Consider the following 25,888-nt stretch of genomic DNA (forward strand, 5'->3'; position numbering starts at 1 on the left):
CAAGCTCGGTGCATCAACCGTCACCGTGTCCCAACGGGCCTCCCCACGGCCCGGGACCCGCGAATGGAGTCCCCCACATGAATCGCTCCATGACCGTGCTCGCCGCTGCCCTCGGCCTGGCCCTGGCGGCCGGCACCGCAGCTGCGGCACCCGCCTCGGCGGCCCCCGTCCAGCAGGGCGCACAGGGCTACACCGCCGCCGCCGCGGGCTACGCCGGCACGGCCGCCGAGGAGGCCGGCAACAAGGCGTTCTACCAGGCCGTGATGAAGTCGGCGCTGGCCAAGCAGGCCGCCCACCCGTACCTCAAGGCCGTCGTCGTCACCTACGACGCCAGTCGGGCGCCGTCCTTCTCGAGCGTGATCTCGCAGAGCGCGCAGATCTGGAACAGCTCGGTGGGCAACGTCCAGCTCCGCTCCGGCAGCAACGCCGACTTCCGCTACTACGAGGGCAACGACTCCCGCGGCTCCTACGCCAGCACCGACGGCCACGGCAGCGGCTACATCTTCCTCGACTACGCGCAGAACCGGCAGTACAGCTCGCTGCGGGTCACCGCCCACGAGACCGGTCACGTGCTCGGTCTGCCCGACCACTACTCCGGCCCGTGCAGCGAGCTGATGTCCGGCGGCGGCCCCGGCACCTCCTGCACCAACCCCTACCCGAACTCCGCCGAGAAGCGCCGGGTGAACAGCCTCTGGGCGAACGGCTTCGCCGCGGCCGGCTGACCCCGAGCAGCGGGCCGAGCAACGGCCCGCGAGCAACGGCCCGGTGGCCCGGCCCCGTCGAGGGGGCCGAGCCACCGGGCCCAGCACGTTCGGGCGGCGCTCAGCGGCGCCCGCCGAGGGTGAACAGCAGGATCACGAAGCCCGCGAACAGGTGCGTCCCCGCAATGTAGATCGAGGCGCGGATCAGCATCGCCCTGCGCTTGCTCTTCTCGTCGCGGACGGCCTCGCTCACAGCAGCTCCCGGTGTCGGTGCCCGGACGCCCCGGGCCCCGTCCATTGTGCACGGCGCCGCGCCGGCGCCGCAGGGCCGGTCAGGGCGCCGAGCCGAAGTCCTGCGTCCACCACGGGCCGCCGTCGCCCAGGTGCACCCCGACGCCCAGGTCGGTGAAGCCGCAGTTCAGGATGTTGGCCTTGTGGCCGGGGCTGTCCATCCAGCTCTTCATCACGGCCGCGGCGTCGCGCTGCCCGCGGGCTATGTTCTCGCCCCAGCTGCTCCACTTGTAGCCCGCCGCGTCGATCCGCGGCTGCGGGCCCTGGCCGTCCGGGTTGGTGTGGTCGAAGAAGTTCCGCGCCGCCATGTCGTCCGAGTGCCGCTGCGCCGCGAGCTCCAGCTTGTCGTCCGACTTGACCGGGGTGCAGCCGACCTTGCTGCGCTCCTCGTTGACCAGCTGGACGACCTGCTGCTTGATGCTGAGGGTGCTCGGGTCGGGCGCCGGGCTCTTGCTGCGGGTGGCGGTCGGCGTCGGTTTGGGGCTCGGGGTGCGGGTCGGCGTCGGGCTGGCGGAGGGCGTCGGGGTCGGGCTGGCGCTCGGCGACGGCGTGGGCGAGGCGGACGGCGAGGGCGGCTGCGGGGTGGAGACCTCGGCCTGTACCTGGGCGGGCGCTGCCGGGGGCTCGGCGGTCGTCCGGGTGCCGGGGCCGGGCATCGCCACCGCGATGATCGCCGCGGTGGCGGCGGTCACCGCGACCGTCCCACCGACGGCCAGCGGCATCCGCGGCCGGGCACTCACCCCGCGGTGAGCGCCGCGGCCACCGCTGCGGCTGCCGCCCCGCCGGTGCGAGCGGGGCAGCGACTGCGTGTGCGTGACGGTCGTGTCGTGGGCCGGCGCCGGTACGTGGGAGGCCGGGGCGGGGGACAGGTACGCGCCGAGCGCCCCGAGGTCGCCCGCGGAGACCGGCACCATGGCGAGGCCGGCCAGCAGCCCCTCGGCCGGGAAGAGTCCGCTCCAGTGGCGCGAGCAGACCGCGCACTCGCGGGCGTGCCGGGCGATCCGCTTGCGCCACAGCGCGCTGGGCACGCCGTCCCAGCGGGCGGTGAGCTCGGAGAGCGGGCCGCAGCGGTCGGCCACCGCGAGTGCCCGCACGACCACCCGGGCGGTCTCCAGCTGGCCCTTCATCCGCTGCACCCGCACGGCGGCGTGCTGCGGCGGCAGCTCCATGGCGCCGGCCAGTTCGGCGCGGGTCAGCTCGCCGGCCGCCTCCAGCCACCACAGGGCGAGCAGCTCGCGGTCGGCCTCGTCCAGCCACCGGGTGGCCTCGGCGACCTCGCGCCGCTGCCCGGACAGCCCGAGCCGGACGATGGTGAGGTCCACGAAGTCCGCGCCCGGGTCGGCGACGTCGTAGGCGTCGCCCAGGCCGGCGCCGGAGGCGTGCTGCATCCGCTCGTGGTGCCGGCGGCGTATCTGGTTCATCGCGATCGCCACCAGCCAGGACCGGAATCCGGCCGGCTCGCGCAGGCCGTGCAGGCCGTCCATGGCCCGCAGCAGGGTCTCCTGGACGACGTCGTCGGTGTCGGAGTGACCGCCCAGCGCCCGGCCGACGATGTTGTAGAGCAGAGGCAGGTGCCCGCTGATCAGCTCGTCCGTGGCGTACTGGTCGCCGGCCCGGGCCTGCACGACCAGCATTGCTGCGCGGTCACTGTCCATGGCGTGGTCCACCTTCTCGGTCGGGCCGCGGCGCGGCCCCGTGCTGTGCTGCTGTCGTACTGGGAGATCGTTCACCGCGTTCCGGATAACGGAAAATCACACCGGTTTCTCGTGCGAGTTTCTGTACGAGTCCTCCAGACCGCGGTGCGCAGGGACAGTAGCCCACCCCGCCCGGCACCCGGCACCCGTGGGACGGGACGCCGGCCGCCCCGACGGCCCCGGAGAAAAGTCGCTCGCGCGGGGGACGGGGTGTCCGCCACCCTGGCGCGATGGTGGATTCCCTGGTGAGTACGGCTGTGGCAGGTGCCGCGGCGGGTCTGGGCGTGGCGATGCCCCTGGGCGCAGTCGGCGTGCTGCTGCTGCAGGAAGGCGGCCGCGGCCTGCGCCAGGGAGCCGCCGCCGCGACTGCGGTGGCGCTGGTGGACTTCGTGTACGCCGCGGTCGCGGTCCTGGTCGGCCCGCGGTTGGTCGGGCTGCTCGGCGGCGGCGAGGCCTGGGTGCGGGCGGTCGCCGCCGCGGTGCTGGCCGCGATCGCCGTCCGCGGGCTGCTGTCGCTGCGCGGCGGCGGTGCACCGGGCACCGCGGCCACTGCCGGCGAGGCCGGCCCGGCCCGCCGCTCCTTCGTCCGCTTCGCCCTGCTCACCCTGGTCAACCCGACCACCGCGCTCTACTTCACCGCGCTGACCGCGGCCCGCGGCGCCGCGGCCGCCGGTGCGACCGTCGCCGCCGTGTTCGCCGTCGCGGTGTTCGCGGCCTCGCTGGTCTGGCAGCAGCTGCTGGCCGCGGCCGGTGCCCTCGCCGGCACCCGGCTCACCGTGCGGACCAGGCGCGTCACGTACGCGCTCGGCTACGGACTGGTGCTCTGCTTCGCCGTCCGGCTCGCCTGGCCGGCCGGCTGACGACGGCTCCTCCGACGGACGGTGTGGCCGCCGCCACACGTGCGGCGCGATGCGGGGCCGGTGAGGTCGGCGCTCTGTGGCCCACCGGTTCACACGGTGTCGACCGTGTGGTCCGGTTCACGGACGGTTTGCGGTGGTGCGGGTCACATCGGCGGGTGCGGGGCGGGTGTCGGGCCCGTGAAATGGGGGCCGGCGGGGCCGGGATACCTGCGGTAACTGGGCTCTGACCTGCTGGTTTGTGCTCGAACCTTGATTCGGGTCGGGGTGGTCCGTAGCTTCGAAACCAGTGCGGCACACCGCCGGGCCCGATGGTCCGGTGCTGGGGATGCCGGCTCACTCCATGAACCGCAGGCCGATCGGGTCTGCTGACCCGTGCCCGGGAGCTGTTCCGGGTTCGCCCGAAGGGAACCGCATGATCTTCCGTAACGAGACCGCCGCTGCCACGTCCACCGCCACCAAGCGCAGCAGGCGTGTGCGGATGGCGGTGATGGGCGGCGCGCTGGCCGTCCTGCCGGTGGCCGGCCTCGTGACGGCGACGTCGGCCTCGGCCGCGCCGGCCTCGACCTGGGACAGGGTCGCGCAGTGCGAGTCGTCGGGGAACTGGGCGGTCAACTCCGGCAACGGCTTCTACGGCGGTCTGCAGTTCACGTCCAGCACGTGGGCGGCGTTCGGCGGCCACGCCTATGCGGCGAACGCGCACCAGGCGAGCAAGGCGCAGCAGATCGCCGTCGCCGAGAAGGTGCTGGCCGCGCAGGGCCCGGGTGCCTGGCCGGTCTGCTCGGTGAAGGCCGGCCTGACCAAGTAGGACCCCCGCGTCACCCACGGCGCGCCGGCCCGGAGACCCCGGCCCGGCACACGCCACCGCACGGCCCGTTCCCCCACCCCGGGAACGGGCCGTCGCCGTGCCCGGCTCAGGCCAGGGCGTAACGGAAGGTGTAGGTGTGCACGCCCGCGTCGTCGATCCGGATCTCGAACCCGCCGGTGATCCCGGCCAGCTCCTCGGTGCCGGTGCCCGGCACCACGGTGATCACCAGCCGCTCGCCGCGGCTGCCCGGCGCGCAGTGCTGCAGCACGAAGCTGCCCTTGCGGCCGTCCAGCTCGCCGGTGTACCGCTCGAAGGCGGTGTACGCGGCGGGCTGCCCCTCGCCGTCCGCCGCGCTGAGCATGTGCACCGTGCTGGTGCCGGTCAGCCCGCCCCGGAAGGTCTTGGTCAGCCTCACCCGGGCGAGTGCCGCCCCGGGCCGCTCGTCCAGCACCTCCGGCTCCCAGCCGTCCACCGTGAACCCGCCCTCGGCCAGCCCGTCCATGCCCGTCCGTCCCCTCGTGTGGCGCGGCCGCGTGCTGCGGACCGCTGCGGTCAGCCTGGCACGCCGCACCGACAGGGGGAGCGGCGACAGGCGGAGCGCCGCCGCGGGGTCCGGCTTCAGCCGGCCAGTGCCCGCACCGCCGCCGCCAGCCGCGCCGCGGCCCCGGCGTCGTACTGCAGGAACAGCCGCGGTTCGGTGAGCTCCAGCTCGATCAGCAGCGGCGTCCCGTCCGGGCCGCGCACCAGGTCGACCCGCGCGTACAGCAGCTCCGCGCGCTCCGGGACGGCCGCCAGCACCCGCTCGGCCACGGCCAGTTGGTCGGCGTCGGGCTGCCGGGCCTCGTCCGCGAACCGGCCGTCCGGGCCGGACAGCATCGGCCCGCGGCGCACGGCGTGGCTGAACTCGCCGCCGAGGAAGACCAGCGAGGTCTCGCCCTCCCCGTCCACCGCCGGCAGGTACGGCTGCACCATGGCCGTCCGGCCGGCCGCGGTCAGCCGGTCGGCGTGCGCCGCGGCCGCCGCCCGGTCGGCGGTCCGCACGGTGTCCCGGGCGCCGGAGGAGACGGTCGGCTTCACCACCAGCTCCGGCCAGGGCGCGGTGCCCTCGGTGAGCCGCCCGCCCGGTGCGACCCAGGCGGTCGGTACCACCGGCACCCCGGCCCCGGCGAGGTCCCGCAGATAGGTCTTGTCGGTGTTCCGCTCCAGCACCGGCACGGGGTTGCAGAGCCGGGTGAGCTCCGCCGCCCGCCGCGCCCAGGCCAGGAACTCGGCGCGCCGCCCGGTGTAGTCCCAGGTGCTGCGGACGACGGCCGCGTCGTACCGCCGCCAGTCGGCCGCCGGGTCGTCCCACACCACCGGCTCCGCTGCCAGCCCCTGTGCGGCGAACGCGGCCAGTGCCGCGTCCACCTCCTGGTCGGGGGCGTCCTTGCTGGTCACGTAGGCCACGGCGGGGGTCGCGGTCATGGGGCGGTTCTCCTTGCTCGGTGCGGGTGGAACGAGGGTGTGCGGCCGGTCACCAGTAGTCGGCGGTCGGCTGCCGGACGGCGGGGCCGCCGCCGTGCGGCCGGCGGACGTAGCCCTCCGCGGGCGTGGGCAGCGCCTCGACGCAGGCCGTCGAGCAGGCGTTGACCAGCAGCGGCAGCACATCGGTCGCCACCCGCAGCGAGATCCACACCCGGCGCAGCCGTGCGACCGGCCCGCGGCACACACTGCACTCCGTCCCGGTGGCGGCCTCCCGCACCTGCCGGTCGAGCGGCGGGAAGGGCGGCCTGATCTTCTCGTTCCCGTACAGCGCCCGGGTGCTGACCCGGCTCCGCCGCAGCCGGGGGCAGCGCGTCAGCTCGTACGGGAACCAGTGCAGCCGGTACGAGGTGTACGGGTCGAAGGACTCCAGCGCGCTCATCGCCCCGATCTCCGGCGGGAGGCGCACCAGGTTGCTGCCGTACAGCCCGAGTTCGCGGACGGCGGTGAGCCGGGCGATCGTCGGTGGCAGGGTGACGATCTGCCGCCGCTCCTCGGCGGTGAGCCCGTGCAGCGGGTGGAACTCCTCGCGGCCGTCCGCGGCCGCCTCCTCGACCAGCTCCAGCAGCCGCAGCCAGCCGGGGGCGGAGGTGTCCTGCTGCTCGGTGTGGAAGGCGACCCGCCGCCGGTTGGTCGCGAAGTGCTGGTCGAAGCACCGGCAGCGGTCCTGCCGGGCGCTCCGCGCGTCGAGGACGGCGGGCTCCTGCGGACGGTTCGTCATGCGACCACCCTAGGCAGCGTCGCCCGCCCGGCCCCTGGCGGGGCCGGGCGTGACGGCCGGGGGGCTGGGGGCGGTCAGGCCGGCCTGGGGACGAACGTGCCGCCGTACGCGGGCAGCTGCAGGGTGTGGCCGTAGCGGGCGAGCTGCGCCCACGGGCGGTTGAGACCGGCGCTGCCGTGCTCGCGGACCCGGGTGACGGTGTCCAGGTCGAGGACGTCGACCAGGATCTCCTCGCCGCCGCCGGCCTGCTGGCGGACGATGCCCTCGGGGTCGACGATCGCGCTGCCGCCGACGCCCGCCGGGTCGGCGGCGTTCACGTTCACCACGTACACCTGGTTGGTCCACGCGTTGGCCCGGGCGCAGACCAGCTCCATCTCGCGGTCGCGGGTGGTGGTCAGCGTCGGCTGGATCACCACCTCGGCGCCCATCCAGGCGAGTTGGCGGGCGGTCTCCGGGAAGGACCCGTCGTAGCAGATCGCCAGGCCGGCACGGCCGATCCCGGGCAGGTCGAAGACGGTGAAGCCGGTCCCCGGCTCGGTGGCCTCGTAGGGCTGCCACGGGAAGACCTTGCGGTAGGACGCGACGATCTCGCCCGCGGGCGAGACGGCGACGGCGGTGTTGAAGATCCGGCCGTCCTCGGCCCGCTCGTACAGGCTGCCGGGGACCAGCCACAGACCGGTCTCCCGGGCCAGTGCGCAGATCCGGTCGGTGAGCGGTCCGGGGACGGTGACGGCGGCCTCGCGCATCCACTCGGCGCGGGCCTGGAGCAGCGGGGCCTCGGCGGCGAGCATCAGCTCCGGCACGACGACGAGCCGGACGTGGGGGAAGGCGTCGCGGGTGGCCCGCACCCGGTCGGCGTACCGCTGCCAGGTGGCCTCCAGGTCGTGCGGGACGGGGGTGGTCTGCAGGGCGGCGACGGCGAGAGTGCGCACGGTTCAGTCCTCGGTGAGGGGGGCGGTGACGGGGGCGGTGACGGGGGCGGGAGCTGCCGCGACGGCGGTGCGGCCGTCGCGGAAGAAGCGGGGGAAGCGGGTGCGGGCGACGGCGGCGGCGACGGCGCCGAGCAGGACGGATCCGATGCCGAGCAGGAAGACGCCGCCGACGCCGCCGACGGAGGTGGCGCCGTAGGACGGGGCGACGGTGTCGGCGGTGGTCCGGACGAAGGCGGCGATCATCATGAGGCCGCCCGCCGCCGGCAGCACGCCGCGGAGCATCAGGTCGCGGAAGGAGCGGCGAAGCCGCCGCCGGAAGTACCAGGCGCAGGCCAGCCCGGTGACGCCGTAGTAGAGGGCGATCAGCAGGCCGACGGAGAGGATGGCGTCGCCGAGGAAGTCGGCGGAGACCAGGGTGAGCAGGACGAGGAGCGCGGCGGCCGCGGCACCGAAGAACACCGTGCCGAAGTCCGGTGTGTCGTACCGGGGGTGGATCCGGGCGAAGCGGGCGGGCAGCGCGCCGTGCGAGGCCATCGAGAGGGTGGCCCGCGAGCTGCCGACCAGGCAGGTGAGCAGGGCGGCGACGGCGGAGACGCAGACCGCGACCCGGACGAGCGGGGCGAGCGCGTCGCCCAGGACGGCGGGTGCGAGTCCGGCCAGGACGTCGGCTGCGTTGTCCGGATCGCCGAGGCCGGTGCCGTCGGTGCCGGCGCCGGCGAAGGAGATCGCCGCGAAGGCGGTGAAGAGGTAGGTGGCGAGCAGCACCAGGGTGGCGATGACCGCGGCCCGACCGGGGGTGCGGGCGCTGTCCCGGGTCTCCTCGTTGACGGTGATCAGTGCGTCCCAGCCCCAGTAGATGTACAGGCACAGCACCACGGCCTCGGCGAACGGGCCGAAGCCGTCGAAGCCGCGCGGGTCGAGCCAGGAGAGCGAGGGCGCGGCTGCGCCGTCGGCGGTGAGGGCGGCGACGCCGAAGGCCGCGAGCGCCAGCAGTTGCAGGCCGAGCAGGGCGTACTGGACGGCGGCGGCCAGGTGGAGGCCGCGGCGGGCGACGGCGGTCGCGCCGGCCAGCAGCAGGACCGCCGTGGCGGTGACGGCGGGGCCGTTGTCGGCGAGCGAGGCCGGACCGACCAGGCCGAGCAGGTAGCCGGCGCCGACCTTGGCCAGTGCGGTCATGGCGATCAGGGTGGCGAACTGGACGACCCAGCCGCCGGACAGCCAGCCGGCGAACGGGCCGAAGACCCGGGTGGTCCAGACGAAGGTGGTGCCGCAGTCCGGCATCTCCCGGTTGAGCTCCCGGAACGCGAAGGCCGTCAGCAGGATCGGGACGAAGCCGAGCAGCAGCGCCGCCGGGGCGGCGGTGCCCGCCACCACCGTGACGAAGCCCAGGGTGACGGCGATCGAGTACGCCGGTGCGACCGACGACAGGCCCAGGGCGGTCGCGGCGAGCAGGCCGACCGAGCCGCCGCGCAGGCCCTTGCCGGTGGTGGGGGCGGGTGGTCCGTCGAGTCTCGTGCCGGTGGTCATGCGGTACTCCCGGAGCCGAAGGATTCGTTAAGCGCAGATTTAAGAAAATGGGCTGCCGATAGTCAAGAGCTCGTCGGGTATCGTTGACGCCACGTTCAGCGAATGGCGAGGAGGCGGGGCCGGTGGGCCGGCGCAAGGACCAGGAGACCCGGCGGGCGGCGCTCGGCGAGGCCGCGCAGCGCGCCCTCCTGCGACGCGGCCTGGAGGGGCTGCGCCTGAAGGACGTGGCGGAGGAGGCCGGCATCACCCCGGCCGCCGTCCTGTACTACTACGGCGATCTCGACGAGCTGATGTACGAGACCTTCCAGCAGGCCATCGAGCGGTTCTGCCGGCAGCGCGAGGACGCGGTGGAGACGCTGGTGGACGCCCGCGACCGCCTGCGGGTGTGCGTCGACTCCGGGGTGGCCGCCGGCCCGGACGACCTGCTGCCCCGGCTGCTGTTCGAGTACTGGCCGCGCAGTCTGCGCGACCCGAAGGCCGCCGCGCTGGACAGTGCGCTGACCGAGCGCCAGGTCGCCGTCTACTACGGCGTCCTGGTGCTGGGGCAGGCCCAGGGCCACTTCACGCTCGCCGAACCGGCCCGGCTGCTCGCGGCGAGCCTGGTGGCGATGGAGGACGGCTTCCAGATGGAGATCCTCGCCGGGCGGCGCACCCGCGAGGACGTCATCGCCGCCCTGTACGCCTTCGTCCGGGCCACCACCGGCCACGACCCGTCGGCCGGCACGCCGCCGCAGGACGGCCGGCATGGCTGATCTGGTCGGGGACGCGGAACTCGCTGCGTCCGGCGTGGTGGCGAACAGCACGATGAACCGCGGGCGGACCCTCACCGGGGTGAACAGCTACGCGCGGGAGCTGGGCTTCGACCCGGCCGAGCGACTGCGTGGCCGGCCCGGGGCCTGGCTCGACCTGTGCAGCGGCGAGGGGCTGGCCCTGCTCGCCGCGGCCGCGGTGGTGGCGGACGGCAGCGACCTCACCGGCGTGGACCTGGTCGGCCCGCTCGGGCCGGTGCCGGCCGCGCCCGGGCTGCGCCTGGTGACGGCCTCGGTCGCGGACTGGGAGCCGGAGCGGGCGTACGACCTCGTCACCTGTGTGCACGGCCTGCCCTACCTCGGCGACAAGCTCGGCCTGCTTGCCCGCTGGGCCGGTGCGCTCACCGAGGACGGCCTGCTCGCCGCCACCTTCGACCCCGCGTCCGTCCGCCGGCCGGACGGCCGCAGCGCCGCCCGGCCGGTGCTGGCCGCCCTGCGGGCCGCCGGTTTCGCGTACAGCCCGCGCCGCCGGCTGCTCACCCTGCACGGGCGGCGCCGGCTGCCCGCCGGCGTCCCCGGCTTCCGGTACCTCGGGGCCGACCCGGCGGCCGGCCCGAACTGGACCGGCCAGCCGGCGGTGGCCTCGTACTACGCCTGAGCGCCGCGCCCGGCGGCGGCGGTGAGGTCCGCGAGGAGGCGGCGGCCCTCCGGCCAGTCCCCGAGCCCGGAGGCGCTGTTGATGTGCCCGTGCGCGCCGAGCTCCACCAGCTCGGCGTCCCAGGCGTCGGCGAAGGCGGCGGCCCGCTCGGCGGTGCACCACGGGTCGTCGGTGCTGGCGACCACGGTGGCCGGGAAGGGCAGCGGGCGCAGCGGGACGGGGCGGAAGTTCACCAGCTCCGGCACCTCGGCGGTGTCCACGTCGGCGGGGGCGACCAGAAGGGCGCCCGCCACCCCGGGGAGGTCGGTGCGGCCGGCCGCCCAGTGCGCCACGGTGATGCAGCCGAGGCTGTGCGCGACCAGGACGACCGGGCGGTCGGCGGCGGCGACGGCCGCGTCCAGCGCGGCGACCCAGTCGGTGCGCTGCGGGGCGTCCCAGTCGGCCTGCTCGACCCGGACGAAGCCGGCGCCGGCGGCCTCCCAGCGGCTCTGCCAGTGCTCGGGGCCGGAGTTCTGGTAACCGGGCAGGACGAGGTACAGGGGTGCGGCGGGGGACACGGCGTACTCCTCTGATCGGAAGCGGGTGCGGGGCCTGGACGCGGTGCGGAGCGCGGACGGGTGCGGTGGTCAGCCCGCGTGCGGCAGGACCTCTTCGACGGCGCTCGTCCCGGCGCCCGGGCGGGACTCCCAGCGCCAGGACTCGTCGAGCCGCAGGCGTCCGTCGCTGAGCCGCGACAGGGCGCTGACGCAGTGCCCGCTGCTGGTCTCGCCCGCCCGGTTGAGCTGCACGTACCGGAACTCGAGGCTGTCGCCCGTCCGGGTGCCCACGAGGTGGCCGTGCACGATGTCGCCGCCCTGGTAGGAGGCCCAGACCCGGCCGTCCTGCTCGCGGTAGGCGAAGCTGGTGGCTGCGTCGACCTCGCCGTGCTCGGCGCGTCCGGTGGGGGAGAAGACCAGGCCGTCGAGTGATGGCAGCATGGGCGGCCGCTCCTTCCGTGCGGGGGCGCCCAGTCGATCACGGCGGCGGCCGACGCTGCCAGCGTTTCCGCATGCTGGGACGGTGTTCTCGCCCTTCGGGAACGGGCCCGGGCGCGCCGGGCGGCCGGGAACGGCTCGGAGCCGTCAGAGGTAGTCGTCGAGCAGCGCCAGCGCGAAGCCCTGCTCGTCGACGGTGCGCAGCACCCGCCGCAGCACGTCCGTCATCGTTCCGGCCCACTCCGCGCGCCCGCGGAAGTGGGTGAGGATGATGTCGCCGGGGTGCAGCACGTGGTCCGTGTACCGGTACTCCATGCGGTCGGGGAAGGCTTCCTCGTTCCACAGCGCGACGGCGCGGATGCCGCACTCCTGTGCGGCCCGCAGGGTGTCGTCGGTGTACTCGCCGTACGGCGGGCGGAACAGCGGCGGCCGGGTGCCGGTCTCGCGGGCCAGCTCGTCCTGCTGGCCGCAGATCTCGGTGCGCTGCTCGGCGGGGCTGAGCCTGCGCATGTCGCGGTGGTTCAGGGTGTGGTTGCCGACGGCGGCGTGCCCGTTCGCCAGCAGGCCGCGGAAGTACCCCCAGTTCGGGCGGGCCAGGTAGCCGGTGAGGAACGTGCTGTAGGGGATGCCGAGTTCGGCGGTCATCCGGGCGAACTCCGGGTCCTTCTCGGCGCCGTCGTCGATGGTCAGGAAGACCACCCGGTCCTCGGTGGGGACGCGCTGGACGACCGGCGGCAGCACGGCGCGCAGCGCGACGCCGGACTGCCAGGCGGCGAGCACGGGCCGCTGCTCGGGCGGGGGAGGGGCGGTGGCCGGCAGCCGGACGAGGCCCCAGCGGGCGGCCTTCTCGCGGGCCTGCCGTTCGGCGGACTGCTGCGCGGCCACCAGCGGATCGATCCGTTGCGGCTCGTGGTGCTCGCGCGGTTCGACGGCGGCCAGCGGCGGCAGGGCGGCCGGCGCAGGGGTGGCCGGGGGAGCGGCGGTCCGGGCGGGTGCCGTCGCACAGGCCGTCAGGACGACGGCGAGACCGGCCCAGAGCGCCTGGCCGATCCGAGAATGACATCCCGATAATCCGCTCTTCATGCCGGCGGATGATCCCCGGGTCGCTAGGGGGTCAATCGTTCGCCACCGCGGGGCCGCACGGACGGCCCAACGCCGGGGTGTCGCCCGGGCGCCGGACAGGCCCCGTGATAGTGCCCGCCCGTGGTGCTGCCCGGCGTCAGCCCGGCGGCTGGACGTCGCCCGTCGTCGTGCTCCGCCCGCCCGGTCGGCCTGGCAGGCCCCCCGGCGGGAAGCCCGGGTGGTGCGCGGTGCCTCCGACGTCCGTCCCGCTGCTCGGGCCGGTCGGGCCGCTGTTCCGGCCGGGCGGGCCGTCGTCGAAGGCGATCCGGGACACGATCCGGTACCGGTCGCCGCGGTACACCGAGTGCACGTACTCCACCGGCCGGCCGCCGGCGTCGCTGGTCAGCCGCTCGAAGAGCAGCGCGGGGGAGAGCACCGGCACACCCAGCAGCCGGGACTCCGCCTCGTTGGTGACGGTGGGTTCGATCGACTGCACCGCCTCCCGTACCCGGACGCCGTGCCGCTCGCGCAGCAGGTCGTAGAAGTCGCCCGACTCCATGTCGGCGGGGGCCAGCCCGGGCACCAGCGCCGCCGGGATGTGCAGGTGCTCGATGGCCATCGGCTCGCCGTCGACCAGCCGCAGCCGGGCGATCCGGGTCAGCTCGGCGGCGGGGGAGATCCGCAGCCGCCGACCGAGCCGCGCCCCGGCCGGCACGGTCGCGAACTCCAGCACCCGCCCCGCCCAACTGCCCGCGGCCCGCGGCACGCTGAAGGCGCTGCCCTCCGAGGCCATGGCCATCTCCTGGACGACCTTCTCCGGTGCCACGAACATGCCGCGCCCGTGCTCGCGGACCAGCAGCCCGGTGGCCACCAGTTCGTCGACGGCCGCGCGCAGGGTCGGCCGGGAAACCCCGAGCTCCTCGCACAGCGCCCGCTCGGACGGGATCGGGTCGCCGGGACTGCGGGCCTCCACGAGATCCCGGAGATGGTCGCGCACCCGCGTCCGCTTCAGTGCGGCAGCCGGTCTCTCGCCGGACATGGCGGCTCCCCTCGTCCCCGCTGGTCGCCGAGGATGTGGCTGACCAGTGCCTTACCAGTATGCCGGAGTCGGGGCGCCGTTTGCCAGGTCGGGCCCGGTGTTTCTTTTCCCGAAGGTCCTTGACGGGCCAAGTGGTCTATGCCACTTTCTCTTACCAGTGGTGCTCCAGTCCGCAAGTGGTAAGTTCACGTCCCCTGAGGTGGCCCCCGCCGTGCTCCTTCCGACGCCCCGCCGCATCGTCCCCGCGACCGGCCGGTTCACGCTCGACCACCGCACCGCCGTGCACGCCGTCGGCCCGGCCGCCCCCGCCGCCGAGCTGCTGCGCACCCTGCTCCGCCCCGCAACCGGCCTACCGCTGCCGCCCTCCCCGGACGGCGCCGTGCTGCTCGCCGTCGACCCCGCGACCGCCGCCGAACTCGGCCCCGAGGGGTACCGGCTCACCGTCACCCCCGAGGCCGTCCGGCTGCACGCCGCCGCCGTCGCCGGCCTGCTGCACGGCATCCAGCGGCTGCGCCAACTGCTCCCCGCCGAGGCTCTGCTGGACGGCCCGGCGCTCGGTGTCCGCTGGGAGCTGCCCTGCCTGACCGTCACCGACCGGCCCGGCTTCCCGTGGCGCGGCCTGATGCTCGACGTCGCCCGGCACTACCTGCCGGTCTCCTACCTGCACCGCACCGTCGACCTGCTCGCCCTGCACGGACTCAACGTGCTGCACCTGCACCTGACGGACGACCAGGGATGGCGGATGCCGGTCTACGCCCACCCCCGACTCACCGCGGTCGGCTCCGTCCGGGCGCGGACGATGACCGGCCGGGCCGGCAGCGGGCGCTTCGACGACCGGCCGCACGGCGGCACGTACACCAAGGCCGACCTGCGGGGCCTCGTCCGGTACGCGGCCGAGCGCGGCGTCACCGTCGTCCCGGAGATCGAGATGCCCGGCCACGCCCGGGCGGCCCTCGCCGCCTACCCCCGGCTCGGCAACGTCCCCGGGCGGCGGCTCGACGTCTGGACGGAGTGGGGTGTCTGCGAGAACGTCCTCGGGGTGCACGACGAGGTTCTCGCCTTCTGCGCCGACGTGCTCGACGAGGTGATGGAGATCTTCCCCTCCCCCTACATCCACCTCGGCGGCGACGAGTGCCCCACCGCCGAGTGGGAGTCCGCCCCGGCCGCCCGCCGCCGCGCCGCCGAACTCGGCCTCGCCTCCCCCAAGGAACTGCACGGATGGTTCCTGGGCCGGGTCGGCGAGCACCTGCTGTCGCATGGCCGGCGCCCGGTGTGCTGGGCCGAGGACGGCAGCAGCCCCGGCCTGCCGCCCGAGTTCACCGTGATGCCCTGGCGGGACGCCGACCACGGCCTCCAGGCCGCCCGCCGGGGCCACGACATCGTGATGGCCCCCTACCGGGCCACCTACCTCGACTACCCGGCCTCCGACCACCCCGACGAACCCCTCGGCCAGGAGGGCGCCGTCGTCGACCTGCGCGCCGTCCACGGGCTCGACCCGGCCCCGGCGCACTGGCCGGACGAGGTGCGGGCCCGGGTCCTCGGCGCCCAGGCCCAGCTGTGGACGGAGTTCGTCCCCGGCCCCGAGGAGGCCGACCGCCGTCTCCACCCCCGGCTGGCCGCCCTCGCCGACCGGGTGTGGAACCCGGACACCGACTGGCCCGCCTTCGAGCGCGCCCTCGCCGGGCACCGCCCCCGGCTGGCCGCCCTCGGCCTGCCGACCGGGCGCTGACCTCCCCACCAGCCGCACCGCACCCCCAACGGCTCCCCGCACCGCTCCCTGCACCGCCCGGGTGCCCGCCGACCGTGGCGCCCGCGTCCCGCACCACCGTCCCCACCGGAGAGAGGGATCACCGTGTCAGGAAAGCCCCGCATCCCGCGCCGCCTGCGCGCCGCGACGGCCGTCTGCCTCGCGGCCGGCCTGGCCGGCGCCGCGCTGCTCACGCCGCCGGCCTCGGCCGCGACCGACGCGCTCAGCGTCCAGTACCGCACCAGCGCCACCGGTGCCACCGCCGACCAGGTCGAACCCTGGCTGGAGGTGGTCAACACCGGCTCCACCACCGTGCCGCTCAGCGAGCTGAAGCTCCGCTACTACTTCAAGTCCGACGGCCCGAACACCGCTTACCGCTTCGCCTGCTCCTGGGCGGTCAAGGGCTGCGGCAACATCACCGGTACCTTCGGCACCCTCGCGAACCCGACCGCGACCGCCGACCGCTACCTGGAGATCGGCTTCACCGCCGGCGCCGGCTCGCTCGCCCCCGGGCAGAACACCGGCGACATGCAACTGCGGTTCTACCGCGCGGACTGGCAGACCCTGACCCAGTCCGACGACTACTCCTTCGGCGCCGCCCGCACCACCTACGCGAACTGGGACAAGGTCACCCTGCAGCGCTCCGGCGCCCTGGTCTGGGGCACCGCGCCGGACGGCAACACCCCGGCCACCCCGCCCACCACACCCCCGACGACCCCGCCGACCGACCCGAACGCGCCCGCCCTGTTCGACGACTTCGGCTACACCTCCAGCGGCGACCCGGCGCTCCAGCAGCACGGCTGGACGGTCAAGTCCGGCCAGGGCGGCCCCGGCGTGCCCGGCGCGACCTGGTCGCCGTCCGACGTCACCTTCGCCAACTCGGTGATGAACCTCCGCCTCACCACCGACGGCACCGCCGCCGGCACCCGGGAGACGGAGATCCAGACGGCCGCCCGCAAGTTCAAGAACGGCACCTACGCGGCCCGGGTCAAGTTCGACGACACGCCGAGCGGCGGGCCCGACGGCGACCACGTCAACCAGACGTTCTTCGCGTTCACCCCGCTCGACCAGCCGATGGACCCGAACTACAGCGAGCAGGACTTCGAGTACCTGCCGAACGGCGGCTGGGGCGAGCAGGGCAACATCATGTACACGACGTCCTGGGAGACCTACAACCCGGACCCGTGGAACGCCGTCAACACCCACACCGAGAGCCGCACGTCCTTCGACGGCTGGCACGACCTCCAGATCACCATCGACGGCACGGCCATCACCTACTACATCGACGGCCGGGTCTTCGCGGTGCACGGCGAGCCCTACCTGCCCGAGACGCCGCAGTGGATCGACTTCAACCACTGGCTGATCGACCTCAACGGGCAGACCGGCAGCACCCCGCGCTCCTACGACCAGCAGGTCGACTACGTGTACTTCGTCAAGGACCAGGTGCTCACCCCGGCGCAGGTCGCGGCCAAGGTCGCCGGCTACCGCGCGGCCGGCACCTCCTTCACCGACACGGTGCCCGCCGGCTGATCCGGTGGGCCCGACCCGCTCCGCCCCGCGCGGAGCCCGGCCTCTCCGCCCCGACCGGCCCGACCCGGCCGGGGCGGAGACTTTGCCTCCGTTTGACACCTCCGGAGGTCCGGGACTAGAGAGAAAGAATGCGCCTGGGCGTGCCGGCTGACGGCGAACCGGGGGCGGCAGTCGAGGATCCGGACGCCCCCAGGGACAGCGACGCCCCTGACCGGTCACCGGCCGACACCGACCACGACCCGCCCCCCGGCGACCCGCCCGACCGCGACCCCTCGACGGGAGCCACCGCCGACACCGGCGCGGCCGACCCGCCCGCCCCCGCCGACCTTCCGTGGACCGGCTCGCCCGGACCACCCGGACCGCCAGTGATCGAACCGCCCGGAGCCGTGCCCGGCGCGGCCCACCGCGACGCCATGGAGAAACTCCTCGCCGAGGGCCTGACCAGGGCCGTCGCGCTCACCTCCGGCTACGGCGGGCTGGTCTACCTGCCGTCCTCCGACCACCGCTCGCTGGTGCTCAGCACCGTGGTCGGCGTACCGTTGCCGCTGCTCAGCGCCTTCCGACGGATCGCCGTGGTCGCCCCGCTGCCCCCCGCCGAGGCCTACCGCACGGGCCGCACCATCGTCCTCGCCGACCCGGACGAGACCATGCGGCGCTTCCCCCGCCTCGCGGTCGGCCTGCCGTACGCGTTCTCCTTCGCAGCCGCGCCGATCGCCACCCGCGACGGCACCCTCGGCGTGCTGTGCGTGCTGTGGCCCAGCACCGAGGCCGGACTGCCCGGCGGCGCCCGGCGCCAGCTGCGCTCCTCCGCCAACCGGATCGCCGCCTCGCTCGCCCCGTTCGACGAACTGGTCGCCACCGACGAACCCACCGTCGTCCAGCTGCCGCCGCCCTCCGGACCGGCGACCAGGGTCGGCGTCTTCGACTGGGACATCCCCGGTCGCACCATCGCCGTGGACGAGGAGCTCGAAGCCATCCTCGGCCTCGCCCGCGGCGCCTTCGACGGCCGTCTCGCCACCCTGGTCGAACGGCTCTCGCCGGAGGACATGCCGCTGCTGCGCGAGGCCGCCCGGCGCGCCGCCCTGGACGGCCGCCCCTTCGACCGGCAGGTCCGGGTCCGCGACCCGCGCGGCGGCCACCGCACCCTCGAACTCCGCGGCCGCCGGGTCGCCGACGGCACCCACCTGGTGGTCGTCGTCCTCGACGACTCGGCCGGCTCCGCCGCGGTCGCCGCCGTCGAGCGGCTGCGCGACGGCGTCTTCGCCCTCGACGCCGAAGGCATGGTCACCTACGTCAACCGCACCGCGGAGATGTACCTCCAGGCCCGCCGGGACGAACTCCTCGGCCGGCACCCCTGGGACGTGCTGTCCTGGCTCGGCGACCCCGCCTACGAGGACCGCTACCGGGCCGCCATGCTCTCCCGGCGCCCGACCGCCTTCCTCGCCTGCCGGCCCCCCGACCACTGGCTGGCCTTCTCGCTCTACCCCGACGCCCACGGCGTCACCGGCCGGGTGGTCGCCGCCGCCGAACCCGCCGACCCGCGCACCGCGGCGCTGCCGGAGGCCCCGCCCGCCGCCCCGGCCAGCCTCGGTGCCACCTACCACCTCCTGCAGCTGGCCAGCGCCCTCACCGAGGCGGTCTCCGTCCAGGAGGTCTGCGCGACCGTCCTCGAGCAGATCCTGCCCGGCTACGGCGGCCAGGAGCTCGCCCTCTACCTCGCCCAGAACGGCCGGATGCACCTGGTCGCCCAGAGCGGCTACCCCGAGGGCTTCCTCGACCGCTTCGAGGCGACCCCGCTCGGCGCCCGGCTGCCCGGCACCGAGACCCTCATCGCCGGCTCGCCGCTCTTCTTCCAGTCCTCCCGCGAGCTCCTCAGCGCCTACCCCGGCATCCCGCAGGACGAGATGCGCGCCTGGGCCTTCCTGCCGCTGATCGCCTCCGGCCACCCCGTGGGCAGCCTGATCCTCGGCTTCGACCAGCCCAGGACCTTCACCCCCGAGGACCGCGTCCAGCTGACCGCGCTCGGCGGCCTGATCGCCCAGGCCCTGGAGCGGGCCCGGCTCTACGACGCCGAGTTCGAGCTCGCCCGCGGCCTCCAGCAGGCCCTGCTGCCGCACCGGCTGCCCAGCGTGCCCGGCATCGCCATCACCGCCCGCTACCTGCCCGGCACCCGCGGCATGGAGATCGGCGGCGACTGGTACGACGTCATCGCCACCCCGCACGGACTCTGCCTGGTCATCGGCGACGTCGAGGGCCACAACGTCGGCGCCGCCGCCACCATGGGGCAGCTGCGCAGCGCCGTCCGCGCCTTCGCCTCCGGCGGCAGCCCGCCCGCCGAGGTCCTGGTGCGCACCAACCACCTGATGGTCGACCTCGACCCCGGGCTGCTCGCCAGCTGCTGCCTGATCCACCTCGATCCGACCGACGGCCGCGCACACGGTGTCCGGGCCGGCCACCCGCCGCCGATCCTGCGCCGCCCGGACGGGCGCACCGACCTGGTCGACCTCGAGGGCGGACCGCTCCTCGGCGTCGACCGCGCCTCGCACTACCCCACCACCCGGCTGCACCTCCCGGTCGGCTCGGTGCTCGCGCTGTACACCGACGGGCTGGTCGAGACCCCGTCCACCGCCATCGACCAGGGCATCGACGAGCTCCGCAGCTCGCTCGCCCACGCCGTACCGGTGGTGTCCTCCTCCTCCGAGGGCGGCCCGCTCGGAGCCGGCCGCGCGGGCCGTCCCGGCACCCTCGACGGCCTCGCCGACGCCCTGGTCAGCCGCGCCCGTCGAACGGCGCAGCGGCTGGACGACATCGCCCTGCTGCTGGTGCGCCGGGAGTGACCGCCGGCGCGGCCGGGCGACGTCCGGTACGGGCGCACCTTTCGTCGGGGCGCCGCCCGTCCCGCGGCGAGCGGGGACGACCGAATCCTCGACTTTGGTCGCGGCGGATCGCGACGGACGGTGGTGGCGGACCCCGGGGGCCGGACCGCTAGCCTCTGCGCGTGACCACCAAACCGACTGCCCTGCGGCTGTCCGGAGTGCTGCAGGGAGCGGTCCTCCCGACCACCCTGACCAGGGCGGACCTCACGCCGCGGGCGCTGGTGCGCCGAGTCCTGCCCGGCCCCTGGGGCGCCCGCCGCATCGTGCAGGAGTGCGTCGCGGCCCTGCTCGTCGGCGGGCTCGGCGGCCTGGTCCAGCTCGCCGACTCCGGCCCCGCCGGGGCCCTCGCCGTCGGGCTCGCGGCCGCCCTGCTCTGCCTGCTGCGCCGGGGCCTGCCCGGGCCCGTCCTGGTGCTCGCCGCCGCGGCCCTCGGCGGGTACGGCGGGTTCATGCCCGTCCTGGTCCTGGCCGGCTGGTCCGCCGGGTACCGGATCGCCCGGCCGCTGGTGCTGACCGCGGCCTCCTGCCTCGCCTTCGCCGCCGTGATCGCCACGTCCCTGGGGATCAACAACGAGGGCCTGCCGGTCCGGGCCAACCTGGTCGTCACCGCGGTCGGCTTCCTGCTGCTCGCCGTGCTGCCCGCCGTCATCGGCCGGTACCGCGCCCAGCGCCGCGCCCTGCTCACCGCCCTGCAGGAGCGCAACGCCCAACTGCTGCGCGAGCGCGCGATGATCGCCCACCAGGCGCGGCTGCGCGAGCGCCACCGGATCGCCCAGGACATGCACGACAGCCTCGGCCACCAGCTCGCCCTGATCTCGGTGCACACCGGTGCGCTGGAGGTGGACCGCACCCTCAGCGCACCCCAGCGCGAGGCGGTCGGCGTCCTGCGCCAGGCCGCCACCGGCGCCATGCGCGAACTGCGCGAGGTGGTCGGGCTGCTCCGCGACGACACCCTGCCGGAGGCGGGCGGCGTCGAGGCCGTCGAGGGGCTCGTCGAGGCCTCGCGGGCCGCCGGCACCGAGGTGGCCCTGGACCGGGCCGGCGACCCCCGGCCGCTGCCGGCCGCCACCGGCCACGCCGCCTACCGGATCGTCCAGGAGGGGCTCACCAACGCCCACAAGCACGCGCCCGGCGCGGCGATCACCGTGGCCCTGCGGTACGAGCCGGACGCCCTGGTGGTCGAGGTGCACAACGGGCCGCCGGCCGCAGGCGCCGACGGGGCCGTCCGCGGCGGCCAGGGGCTGACCGGCCTGCACGAGCGTGCCCGGCTGCTCGGCGGCATGGTGCACGCGGGCCCCGTACCCGACGGCGGGTTCCGGCTGGCCGGCGTCCTGCCCTACGACGGGGCCGGCCGGGCGGAGGGCACGGGCTCGGAGGACGGGCTCCCCGACGACCTCGGCCTCGGCCTGCCCGTGCCGCCCGACCCGGCGGCCCGCCGCAGCCCGGCCCTGGGCTGCGCCCTGGGCGCCGGCCTCGTGCTGCTGGCCTCGCTCGGCGCGCTGGTCTGGGCGGTCGCCACCTTCTTCCACGTCCTCGACAACGCCACCCTGCCCAGGGAGACCTTCGACCGGCTGGCCGTCGGCAGCTCCGAGCAGGAGGTGCGCCGCCAACTGCCGGCCGGCAGCAACCTGATGACCAGTGACTACCGCGGCCAGGGGCCGCCGGTGCCGGCGGGCGCGTCCTGCTCCTGGTTCATCTCCGGCGAGGACTCCGCCGCCCTGGAGACGGAGACGGTGCTGCGCCTCTGCTTCCGCGACGGCCACCTGGTCGAGAAGCAGCACTACCCTGCCAGGTGACCAACCGTGACCTCTCCCAGGAGACCGCAGACGTGATCAAGGTCCTCGTCGCCGACGACGAGCCGCTCATCCGGGCCGGCATCCGGATGATCCTGACCTCGGCCGACGACATCGACGTGGTGGCCGAGGCCGCCGACGGCCGCGAAGCGCTCGAACTCGCCCGCGCCCACGTCGTGGACGTGGTGCTGCTCGACATCCAGATGCCGGTGATGGACGGCCTCACCGCACTCGCCGAGCTGCCGCGGGTCGCACCCGGGGCCCGGGCGATCGTGCTCACCACCTTCGGCGAGCGGGAGAACGTGCTGCGGGCGATCGCCTCCGGCGGCGCCGGCTTCCTGCTGAAGGACACCGCCCCGGGCGAGCTCATCCAGGCCGTCCGGGCGGCCGCCGGCGGCAACGCCTTCCTGTCGCCCGCCGCCACCCGGCACATCGTGGACAGCCTGGCGGCCGGCCCGGCCACCGCCCGCGGCGAGGAGGCCCGCCGCCGGCTGTCCGTGCTCACCGAGCGCGAGCGCGCGGTGGTCGACCTGCTCGGCGAGGGCCTGTCCAACGCCGACGCCGGCGCCCGGCTGCACATGAGCGAGGCCACCGTGAAGACCTACGTCAGCCGCATCCTGGCCAAGCTGGAGTGCGACAACCGGGTGCAGGCCGCGCTGCTCGCCCGTGACGCCGGACTCTGACCGCGCCGCCCCGCCGGCCGCGCTCAGACCTGCGGCTGGAGGACCGCGGAGAGCCGGGCCTGCGCCCGGTCGAGGTCGCGGTTGAGCTGCGCCCGCAGCGCCGGCAGCAGCGCGAGGGCCGCGCGGGCGGCGTCCGCGCCGGGTTCCGGGTCGGCCTCGGCGGCGGTGACCGCGGCCCGCAGCGGCATGGAGGTCAGTGCCGTCTCCCAGGCCGCGCGGTGCACCCCGGCCGAGTACCGGGAGGTCAGGTACTCCAGCGGGGTCAGGGCGAGGCCGTCGGTGTCGCCGGGGCCGGCCAGTCGGTCGCTCGGCAGCAGCCAGGCGATGCCGTCCCGGGCGATCAGCTCGAAGGCCCGTGACTCGTCGGGCGCCGCCCAGGGCCCGGTGCCGGCGGTGGAGGCGGCCAGCAGCCGGTCCAGCATCGCGGCCTCGCGGGGCCCGGCCGTCCGGTCCGGATGCTCCTGGTCGGCGAGGAGTTGGGCCAGGTGGTAGCGCTGGCCCCAGCTGCCGACCCAGCGGTGCATGGCGCCGGCCCGGGTCTCCCGGAGCGCCGCCAGGGCGAGCGCCCGGGTGGTCAGGTCGCGTCGGACGAGGACGCCGTCGGAGTCCGGACCGAGCCGGCGCAGGGCGGCCTGCACCGTGGCCGGGGTGGGGCCGTCGTACCAGCGCAGCGTCCAACTGCGGCGAACGGCGTCGTACTGCGGCTCGAACGCGGTGCGGTACTGCGCACCGAGCCGGTCGGCGAGCCGGCGCAGCCGCGGCCTGCGCCGGGAGGAGGGGGTGGGCATGGCTGCACAGTAGCCAGCACGCACCGGCGTGCGACGCGACGCGCGCGACCCCTCACCCCGCTGGGCGCCCCCCGCCCGGCCCGAGGGGTGAACGCCCGCGCCGCGCCGTATCCTCCTGCCCCCCGTACGGCGTTGCACGCGTGCGGGACACGTTCCCGCCGGGGGCTCAGTCCGCGGCGGCGTCGGCGAAGTCGATGTCGCGCAGCCGCAGCGCGCCCGCCTGGTCGAGCAGCACGGTGGAGGCGCAGCCGGCGAGCGGGCCGTCGGCGGCCGAGAGCCGGCGGTGCAGCCGGCCGGTGGCCCAGCGGTGCCGGGCGAAGGCGTACGCCGAGACCTTGCGGCCCCGTTCGCGCTGGCCCTCCGCGGCCTGCTCGGGGCTCGCGTCCAGGACCAGCAGGTGCAGCCGGCGCCCCTGCGCGGCCGCCGTGCGGGCGATCCACCAGCGGACGCACGGCAGCGTGCCGCAGTCGTGCACCACCAGCGGCCCGCCGGCCAGCAGCGACCGCTGGAGCCCGCGGTAGTGGTGCAGCCGGACGAGCGGCCGGTAGAGCGCGTACGGCAGGCCCGGCAGCCGCTCCTCGTACTGCTCGCGCGACTGCTGGGAGTCGATCACGGGGGCGCGCGAGCAGCGCCGGATCAGGGTGGACTTGCCGCTGCCGGGAAGGCCGGAGACCACCACCACGTCCTCGTCCGGGTAGCGCAGCACGCCGGGCACCGGCCGGCCGCGCAGGTCGTGCAGGCCCGCCGGGCGCAGCACACCCGGTACCGCCCACGAGGTCGGAGCTTCGATCCCGGCCCCCGCGACGGGCCCGGTACTGACGGTTTCGCGCACCGCCCCCTCCTTCCGGTACCCGTGCCCTACCCGGAACGGGACAAGGACTCACCAAGAGAGGGTAATGCGATCATCCGACGCCCGGGGGCGCCGTTCCGCTCCGTGACCCGGCTGTGGTCTGCTGGAACGGCTTCGGTACACCCCGGCGACATCCGCACCCCGTACGGCCCGGACCCCGTGCCCCGCAGGCTCGGTGACATCCCGTCGGGCGGGCCGAGACGCGCTCCGGGCGGGCCTCGGGCGACCGGCCCTGCGGGGATGCTCCGCAGACGCACCGGCCGTCGGCTGTGACCCGCTTGTAGCCGTTCGCGGACGACTTGGGCGATCTTGCCCGGATGGTTCGTGGCATCCTGGAGCGCTGCGCCGGGCCGACGGAGCCCGACGGGGGGAGGGGAGTTGTGCGGATGAGGTTCTGCTTCCTGGTCGAGGAGCACTACCGGAACGACGGCATGCCGCTCGACGTGGTGCGCCAGCTGACCGCGTGGGGCCACCGCGTGGACGTGGTCCGCCCGGGCAGCTCACTGCTCGACCTCGGCGAACTCGTGCGGGCCGGCGACCACGACGCCTGGGTGCTCAAGACCGTGTCCGGCGGCCCCGGGCTCGGCCTCCTGGAGTCCGCCGCGGCGGTCGGCCTCACCACGGTCAACGACGCGCGGGCGATCCGCCCCGTCCGCGACAAGGCGCAGGCCGCCGTCATCGCCGCCCACCGCGGCCTGCCCGCCCCGACCACCTGGGCGGCGGCCCGCTGGGAGGACTTCGCCGCGATACCCGACGCCCACTACCCGCTGGTGGTCAAGCCGGCCGACGGCAGCTCCGGCCGCGCCGTCCACCTCGTCGAGCGGCCGGAGGAACTCGCCCGGCTCGGCGCCGAACTCGGCGGCGAGGGCCTGCTGATCGCCCAGCCGTACGTGCCGAACACCGGCGTGGACCTCAAGGTCTACTGCGCGGGCGGCGAACTGTTCGCCACCGAGCGGACCTCCCCGCTGCACCCGCACCACCCGCACCGCGAACACCCCGTCGCGCTCGCCCCGGAGGTCGCCGCGGTCGCCGCCCAGGTCGGCGAGGTCTTCGGCCTCGACCTGTACGGCGTGGACATCCTGCTCGGCCCGGACGGGCCGGTCGTGGTCGACGTCAACGACTTCCCGAGCTTCCGGGCGGTGCCGCAGGCCGTCGCCCGGGTGTCCCGCGCGGTGCTCCGGCTGGCCCGCACCGGCTCGTCCTGGCCCTCGGTGGCCGCGGTGCCCCCGCAGGGCGTCGCCCGCACCGTGCCGGCCGCGATCGGCGGTGCCGCGTGAGCCACGTCCGGCTGCTCACCGCCGACCCGGACCATCCGCTGCTGGCCGCCACCGCGGCGCTGCTGCGCGCCGAGGGCCACACGGTCGACGCCCAGCACCCGCAGGCACCCGAGCGGCCCGGGCTGCCGGACGTCTGCCTGCTGAAGGCCCGCACCCCGCAGGCGCTCGCCCTCGCCGCCCGGCTGGAGGAGCGCGGGGTGCCGGTGCTGAACCCGGTCGCCGCCACGGCGCGCTGCCAGGACCGGCAGCGGATGGCCGATCTGGCCCTGGCGGCCGGACTGCCCTTCGCGCCGACCCGGACGGCCGCGCTCACCGAACTGGCCGAACTGGCCGTGGACGAACCGGTCGTGGTGAAGAGCCTGCACAGCCGCCGGGGCGACCTGGTGGCGGCCGTCCGCGACACCGCGGCCGCCCGCGGGCTCGCCGCCGCCTGGCCCGGTGAGCCGGTGGTCGTCCAGCCGCTGGCGCCCAACGACGGCTGGGACCGCAAACTCTGGGCGGTCGACGGCCGGCTCTTCGCCGAGCGCCGCCGTTCCGAACTCGCGGCCGCGCCGGCCGGCGCCCGCGAGGCACTGCCGCTCGCCGCACTGCCGGACGGCTGGCCCGACCTGGTCCGCACCGCGGGCGAGGTCTTCGGGCTGCAGGTGTACGGCGTCGACATCCTCGACACCGCCGCAGGCCCGCTGATCGTCGACATCAACGCCTTCCCCGGCATCCGCGGGCAGGCCGGCGCCCCCGAGGCGCTCGCCGCCCTCACCGCGGCCACCGCGGCGGGCCGGCGACCGGCGCCCGCCCGGGCGGCCTGACGCC

Annotated in this window: 24 protein-coding genes and 1 pseudogene; 12 read left to right on the forward strand and 13 right to left on the reverse strand. The window is 75.5% G+C overall.

The genetic code is table 11. The annotated features are described in order from the left end of the window. The first annotated feature begins 77 nt into the window (after positions 1-77). Positions 78-722 (forward strand): snapalysin, encoded by a 645-nt coding sequence (gene snpA / locus AB0P35_RS25095; protein ID WP_363514497.1) that lies wholly within the window; start codon positions 78-80, stop codon positions 720-722. Between the two features lie 100 nt (positions 723-822). Here snpA and AB0P35_RS25100 read toward each other — a convergent pair whose 3' ends face one another. Both AB0P35_RS25100 and AB0P35_RS25105 read right to left on the reverse strand, forming a co-directional pair. Then, positions 823-954 carry a DUF6126 family protein gene (locus AB0P35_RS25100; RefSeq protein WP_257019380.1) on the reverse strand — a complete coding sequence of 44 codons (132 nt, stop codon included), beginning with the start codon at positions 952-954 and terminating at the stop codon, positions 823-825. A gap of 79 nt (positions 955-1,033) precedes the next feature. Further along, on the reverse strand, positions 1,034-2,647 hold the full coding sequence (locus AB0P35_RS25105) for a sigma-70 family RNA polymerase sigma factor (RefSeq protein WP_363514501.1): 1,614 nt from the start codon (positions 2,645-2,647) through the stop codon (positions 1,034-1,036). Between the two features lie 284 nt (positions 2,648-2,931). Between AB0P35_RS25105 and AB0P35_RS25110 the strand changes: the two genes are divergently transcribed. After that, positions 2,932-3,546 carry a LysE family transporter gene (locus AB0P35_RS25110; RefSeq protein ID WP_363514504.1) on the forward strand — a complete coding sequence of 205 codons (615 nt, stop codon included), beginning with the start codon at positions 2,932-2,934 and terminating at the stop codon, positions 3,544-3,546. Positions 3,547-3,958: 412 nt separating this feature from the next. After that, a pseudogene (locus AB0P35_RS25115) lies at positions 3,959-4,345 on the forward strand (transglycosylase family protein); the annotation flags it as partial. A gap of 112 nt (positions 4,346-4,457) precedes the next feature. On the opposite strand, the gene AB0P35_RS25120 reads toward AB0P35_RS25115, so the two are convergent. The 5 genes from AB0P35_RS25120 to AB0P35_RS25140 all read right to left on the reverse strand — a co-directional run bounded on the left by AB0P35_RS25120 (position 4,458) and on the right by AB0P35_RS25140 (position 9,052). Further along, positions 4,458-4,853: a DUF3224 domain-containing protein gene (locus AB0P35_RS25120; protein ID WP_363514507.1), complete on the reverse strand. Its 396-nt coding sequence runs from the start codon at positions 4,851-4,853 to the stop codon at positions 4,458-4,460. A gap of 116 nt (positions 4,854-4,969) precedes the next feature. Further along, positions 4,970-5,815 (reverse strand): hypothetical protein, encoded by an 846-nt coding sequence (locus AB0P35_RS25125; protein WP_363514510.1) that lies wholly within the window; start codon positions 5,813-5,815, stop codon positions 4,970-4,972. Between the two features lie 49 nt (positions 5,816-5,864). Beyond that, a complete protein-coding gene (locus tag AB0P35_RS25130) occupies positions 5,865-6,593 on the reverse strand; it encodes a leucine-rich repeat domain-containing protein (protein WP_363514513.1) in 729 nt (242 codons plus the stop codon). A 74-nt stretch (positions 6,594-6,667) separates the two neighbouring features. Continuing rightward, entirely contained in the window at positions 6,668-7,525 is an 858-nt protein-coding gene (locus AB0P35_RS25135; protein WP_363514516.1) for a carbon-nitrogen hydrolase family protein, read from the reverse strand. A 3-nt stretch (positions 7,526-7,528) separates the two neighbouring features. Then, a complete protein-coding gene (locus tag AB0P35_RS25140) occupies positions 7,529-9,052 on the reverse strand; it encodes an APC family permease (RefSeq protein WP_363514519.1) in 1,524 nt (507 codons plus the stop codon). Positions 9,053-9,174: 122 nt separating this feature from the next. Here AB0P35_RS25140 and AB0P35_RS25145 point away from each other — a divergent pair, with 122 nt between their 5' ends. Then, positions 9,175-9,804: a TetR family transcriptional regulator gene (locus AB0P35_RS25145; protein ID WP_363514522.1), complete on the forward strand. Its 630-nt coding sequence runs from the start codon at positions 9,175-9,177 to the stop codon at positions 9,802-9,804. Next, positions 9,797-10,459, forward strand: a complete 663-nt coding sequence (locus AB0P35_RS25150) for a methyltransferase domain-containing protein (RefSeq protein ID WP_363514525.1) — start codon at positions 9,797-9,799, stop codon at positions 10,457-10,459. Before AB0P35_RS25145 ends, AB0P35_RS25150 begins: the two co-directional genes overlap by 8 nt. On the opposite strand, the gene AB0P35_RS25155 is transcribed toward AB0P35_RS25150, so the two are convergent. From AB0P35_RS25155 to AB0P35_RS25170, 4 genes are all read right to left on the reverse strand, one after another. Next, positions 10,450-11,016: an alpha/beta fold hydrolase gene (locus tag AB0P35_RS25155; protein ID WP_363514528.1), complete on the reverse strand. Its 567-nt coding sequence runs from the start codon at positions 11,014-11,016 to the stop codon at positions 10,450-10,452. The genes AB0P35_RS25150 and AB0P35_RS25155 overlap by 10 nt on opposite strands. A gap of 69 nt (positions 11,017-11,085) precedes the next feature. After that, positions 11,086-11,436 (reverse strand): hypothetical protein, encoded by a 351-nt coding sequence (locus AB0P35_RS25160; RefSeq protein WP_363514531.1) that lies wholly within the window; start codon positions 11,434-11,436, stop codon positions 11,086-11,088. Positions 11,437-11,580: 144 nt separating this feature from the next. Beyond that, positions 11,581-12,516 (reverse strand): polysaccharide deacetylase family protein, encoded by a 936-nt coding sequence (locus AB0P35_RS25165; protein WP_363514534.1) that lies wholly within the window; start codon positions 12,514-12,516, stop codon positions 11,581-11,583. Positions 12,517-12,652: 136 nt separating this feature from the next. Then, positions 12,653-13,534 carry a GntR family transcriptional regulator gene (locus AB0P35_RS25170; protein WP_363514537.1) on the reverse strand — a complete coding sequence of 294 codons (882 nt, stop codon included), beginning with the start codon at positions 13,532-13,534 and terminating at the stop codon, positions 12,653-12,655. A gap of 211 nt (positions 13,535-13,745) precedes the next feature. Here AB0P35_RS25170 and AB0P35_RS25175 point away from each other — a divergent pair, with 211 nt between their 5' ends. The 5 genes from AB0P35_RS25175 (at position 13,746) to AB0P35_RS25195 (ending at position 22,163) form a co-directional block, all read left to right on the forward strand. Continuing rightward, positions 13,746-15,263 carry a beta-N-acetylhexosaminidase gene (locus AB0P35_RS25175; RefSeq protein WP_363514540.1) on the forward strand — a complete coding sequence of 506 codons (1,518 nt, stop codon included), beginning with the start codon at positions 13,746-13,748 and terminating at the stop codon, positions 15,261-15,263. Positions 15,264-15,386: 123 nt separating this feature from the next. Then, complete coding sequence (locus tag AB0P35_RS25180) at positions 15,387-16,811, forward strand: cellulose binding domain-containing protein (RefSeq protein ID WP_363514543.1); 1,425 nt, start codon at positions 15,387-15,389, stop codon at positions 16,809-16,811. A 128-nt stretch (positions 16,812-16,939) separates the two neighbouring features. Further along, the gene (locus tag AB0P35_RS25185; RefSeq protein WP_363514546.1) at positions 16,940-19,648 is read left to right on the forward strand and encodes a SpoIIE family protein phosphatase; all 2,709 of its coding nucleotides are present in this window, start codon (positions 16,940-16,942) and stop codon (positions 19,646-19,648) included. A 161-nt stretch (positions 19,649-19,809) separates the two neighbouring features. Beyond that, complete coding sequence (locus AB0P35_RS25190) at positions 19,810-21,483, forward strand: sensor histidine kinase (protein ID WP_363514549.1); 1,674 nt, start codon at positions 19,810-19,812, stop codon at positions 21,481-21,483. Between the two features lie 32 nt (positions 21,484-21,515). Beyond that, positions 21,516-22,163 (forward strand): response regulator transcription factor, encoded by a 648-nt coding sequence (locus AB0P35_RS25195; RefSeq protein WP_363514658.1) that lies wholly within the window; start codon positions 21,516-21,518, stop codon positions 22,161-22,163. 23 nt (positions 22,164-22,186) lie between these two features. On the opposite strand, the gene AB0P35_RS25200 is transcribed toward AB0P35_RS25195, so the two are convergent. After that, entirely contained in the window at positions 22,187-22,951 is a 765-nt protein-coding gene (locus AB0P35_RS25200; RefSeq protein WP_095876009.1) for a hypothetical protein, read from the reverse strand. Positions 22,952-23,117: 166 nt separating this feature from the next. Further along, the gene (locus AB0P35_RS25205; protein WP_363514552.1) at positions 23,118-23,783 is read right to left on the reverse strand and encodes an AAA family ATPase; all 666 of its coding nucleotides are present in this window, start codon (positions 23,781-23,783) and stop codon (positions 23,118-23,120) included. Between the two features lie 404 nt (positions 23,784-24,187). On the opposite strand from AB0P35_RS25205, the gene AB0P35_RS25210 reads away from it, so the two are divergent. Further along, positions 24,188-25,078, forward strand: coding sequence for a hypothetical protein (locus AB0P35_RS25210; RefSeq protein WP_363514555.1), 891 nt, complete (start codon positions 24,188-24,190; stop codon positions 25,076-25,078). Continuing rightward, the gene (locus AB0P35_RS25215) at positions 25,075-25,884 is read left to right on the forward strand and encodes an alpha-L-glutamate ligase (protein ID WP_363514558.1); all 810 of its coding nucleotides are present in this window, start codon (positions 25,075-25,077) and stop codon (positions 25,882-25,884) included. The genes AB0P35_RS25210 and AB0P35_RS25215 overlap by 4 nt, the downstream gene beginning before the upstream one ends. The last annotated feature ends 4 nt before the right edge of the window (positions 25,885-25,888 follow it).

The organism is Kitasatospora sp. NPDC085879 (assembly GCF_040686255.1).
Classification (GTDB): Bacteria; Actinomycetota; Actinomycetes; order Streptomycetales; family Streptomycetaceae; genus Kitasatospora.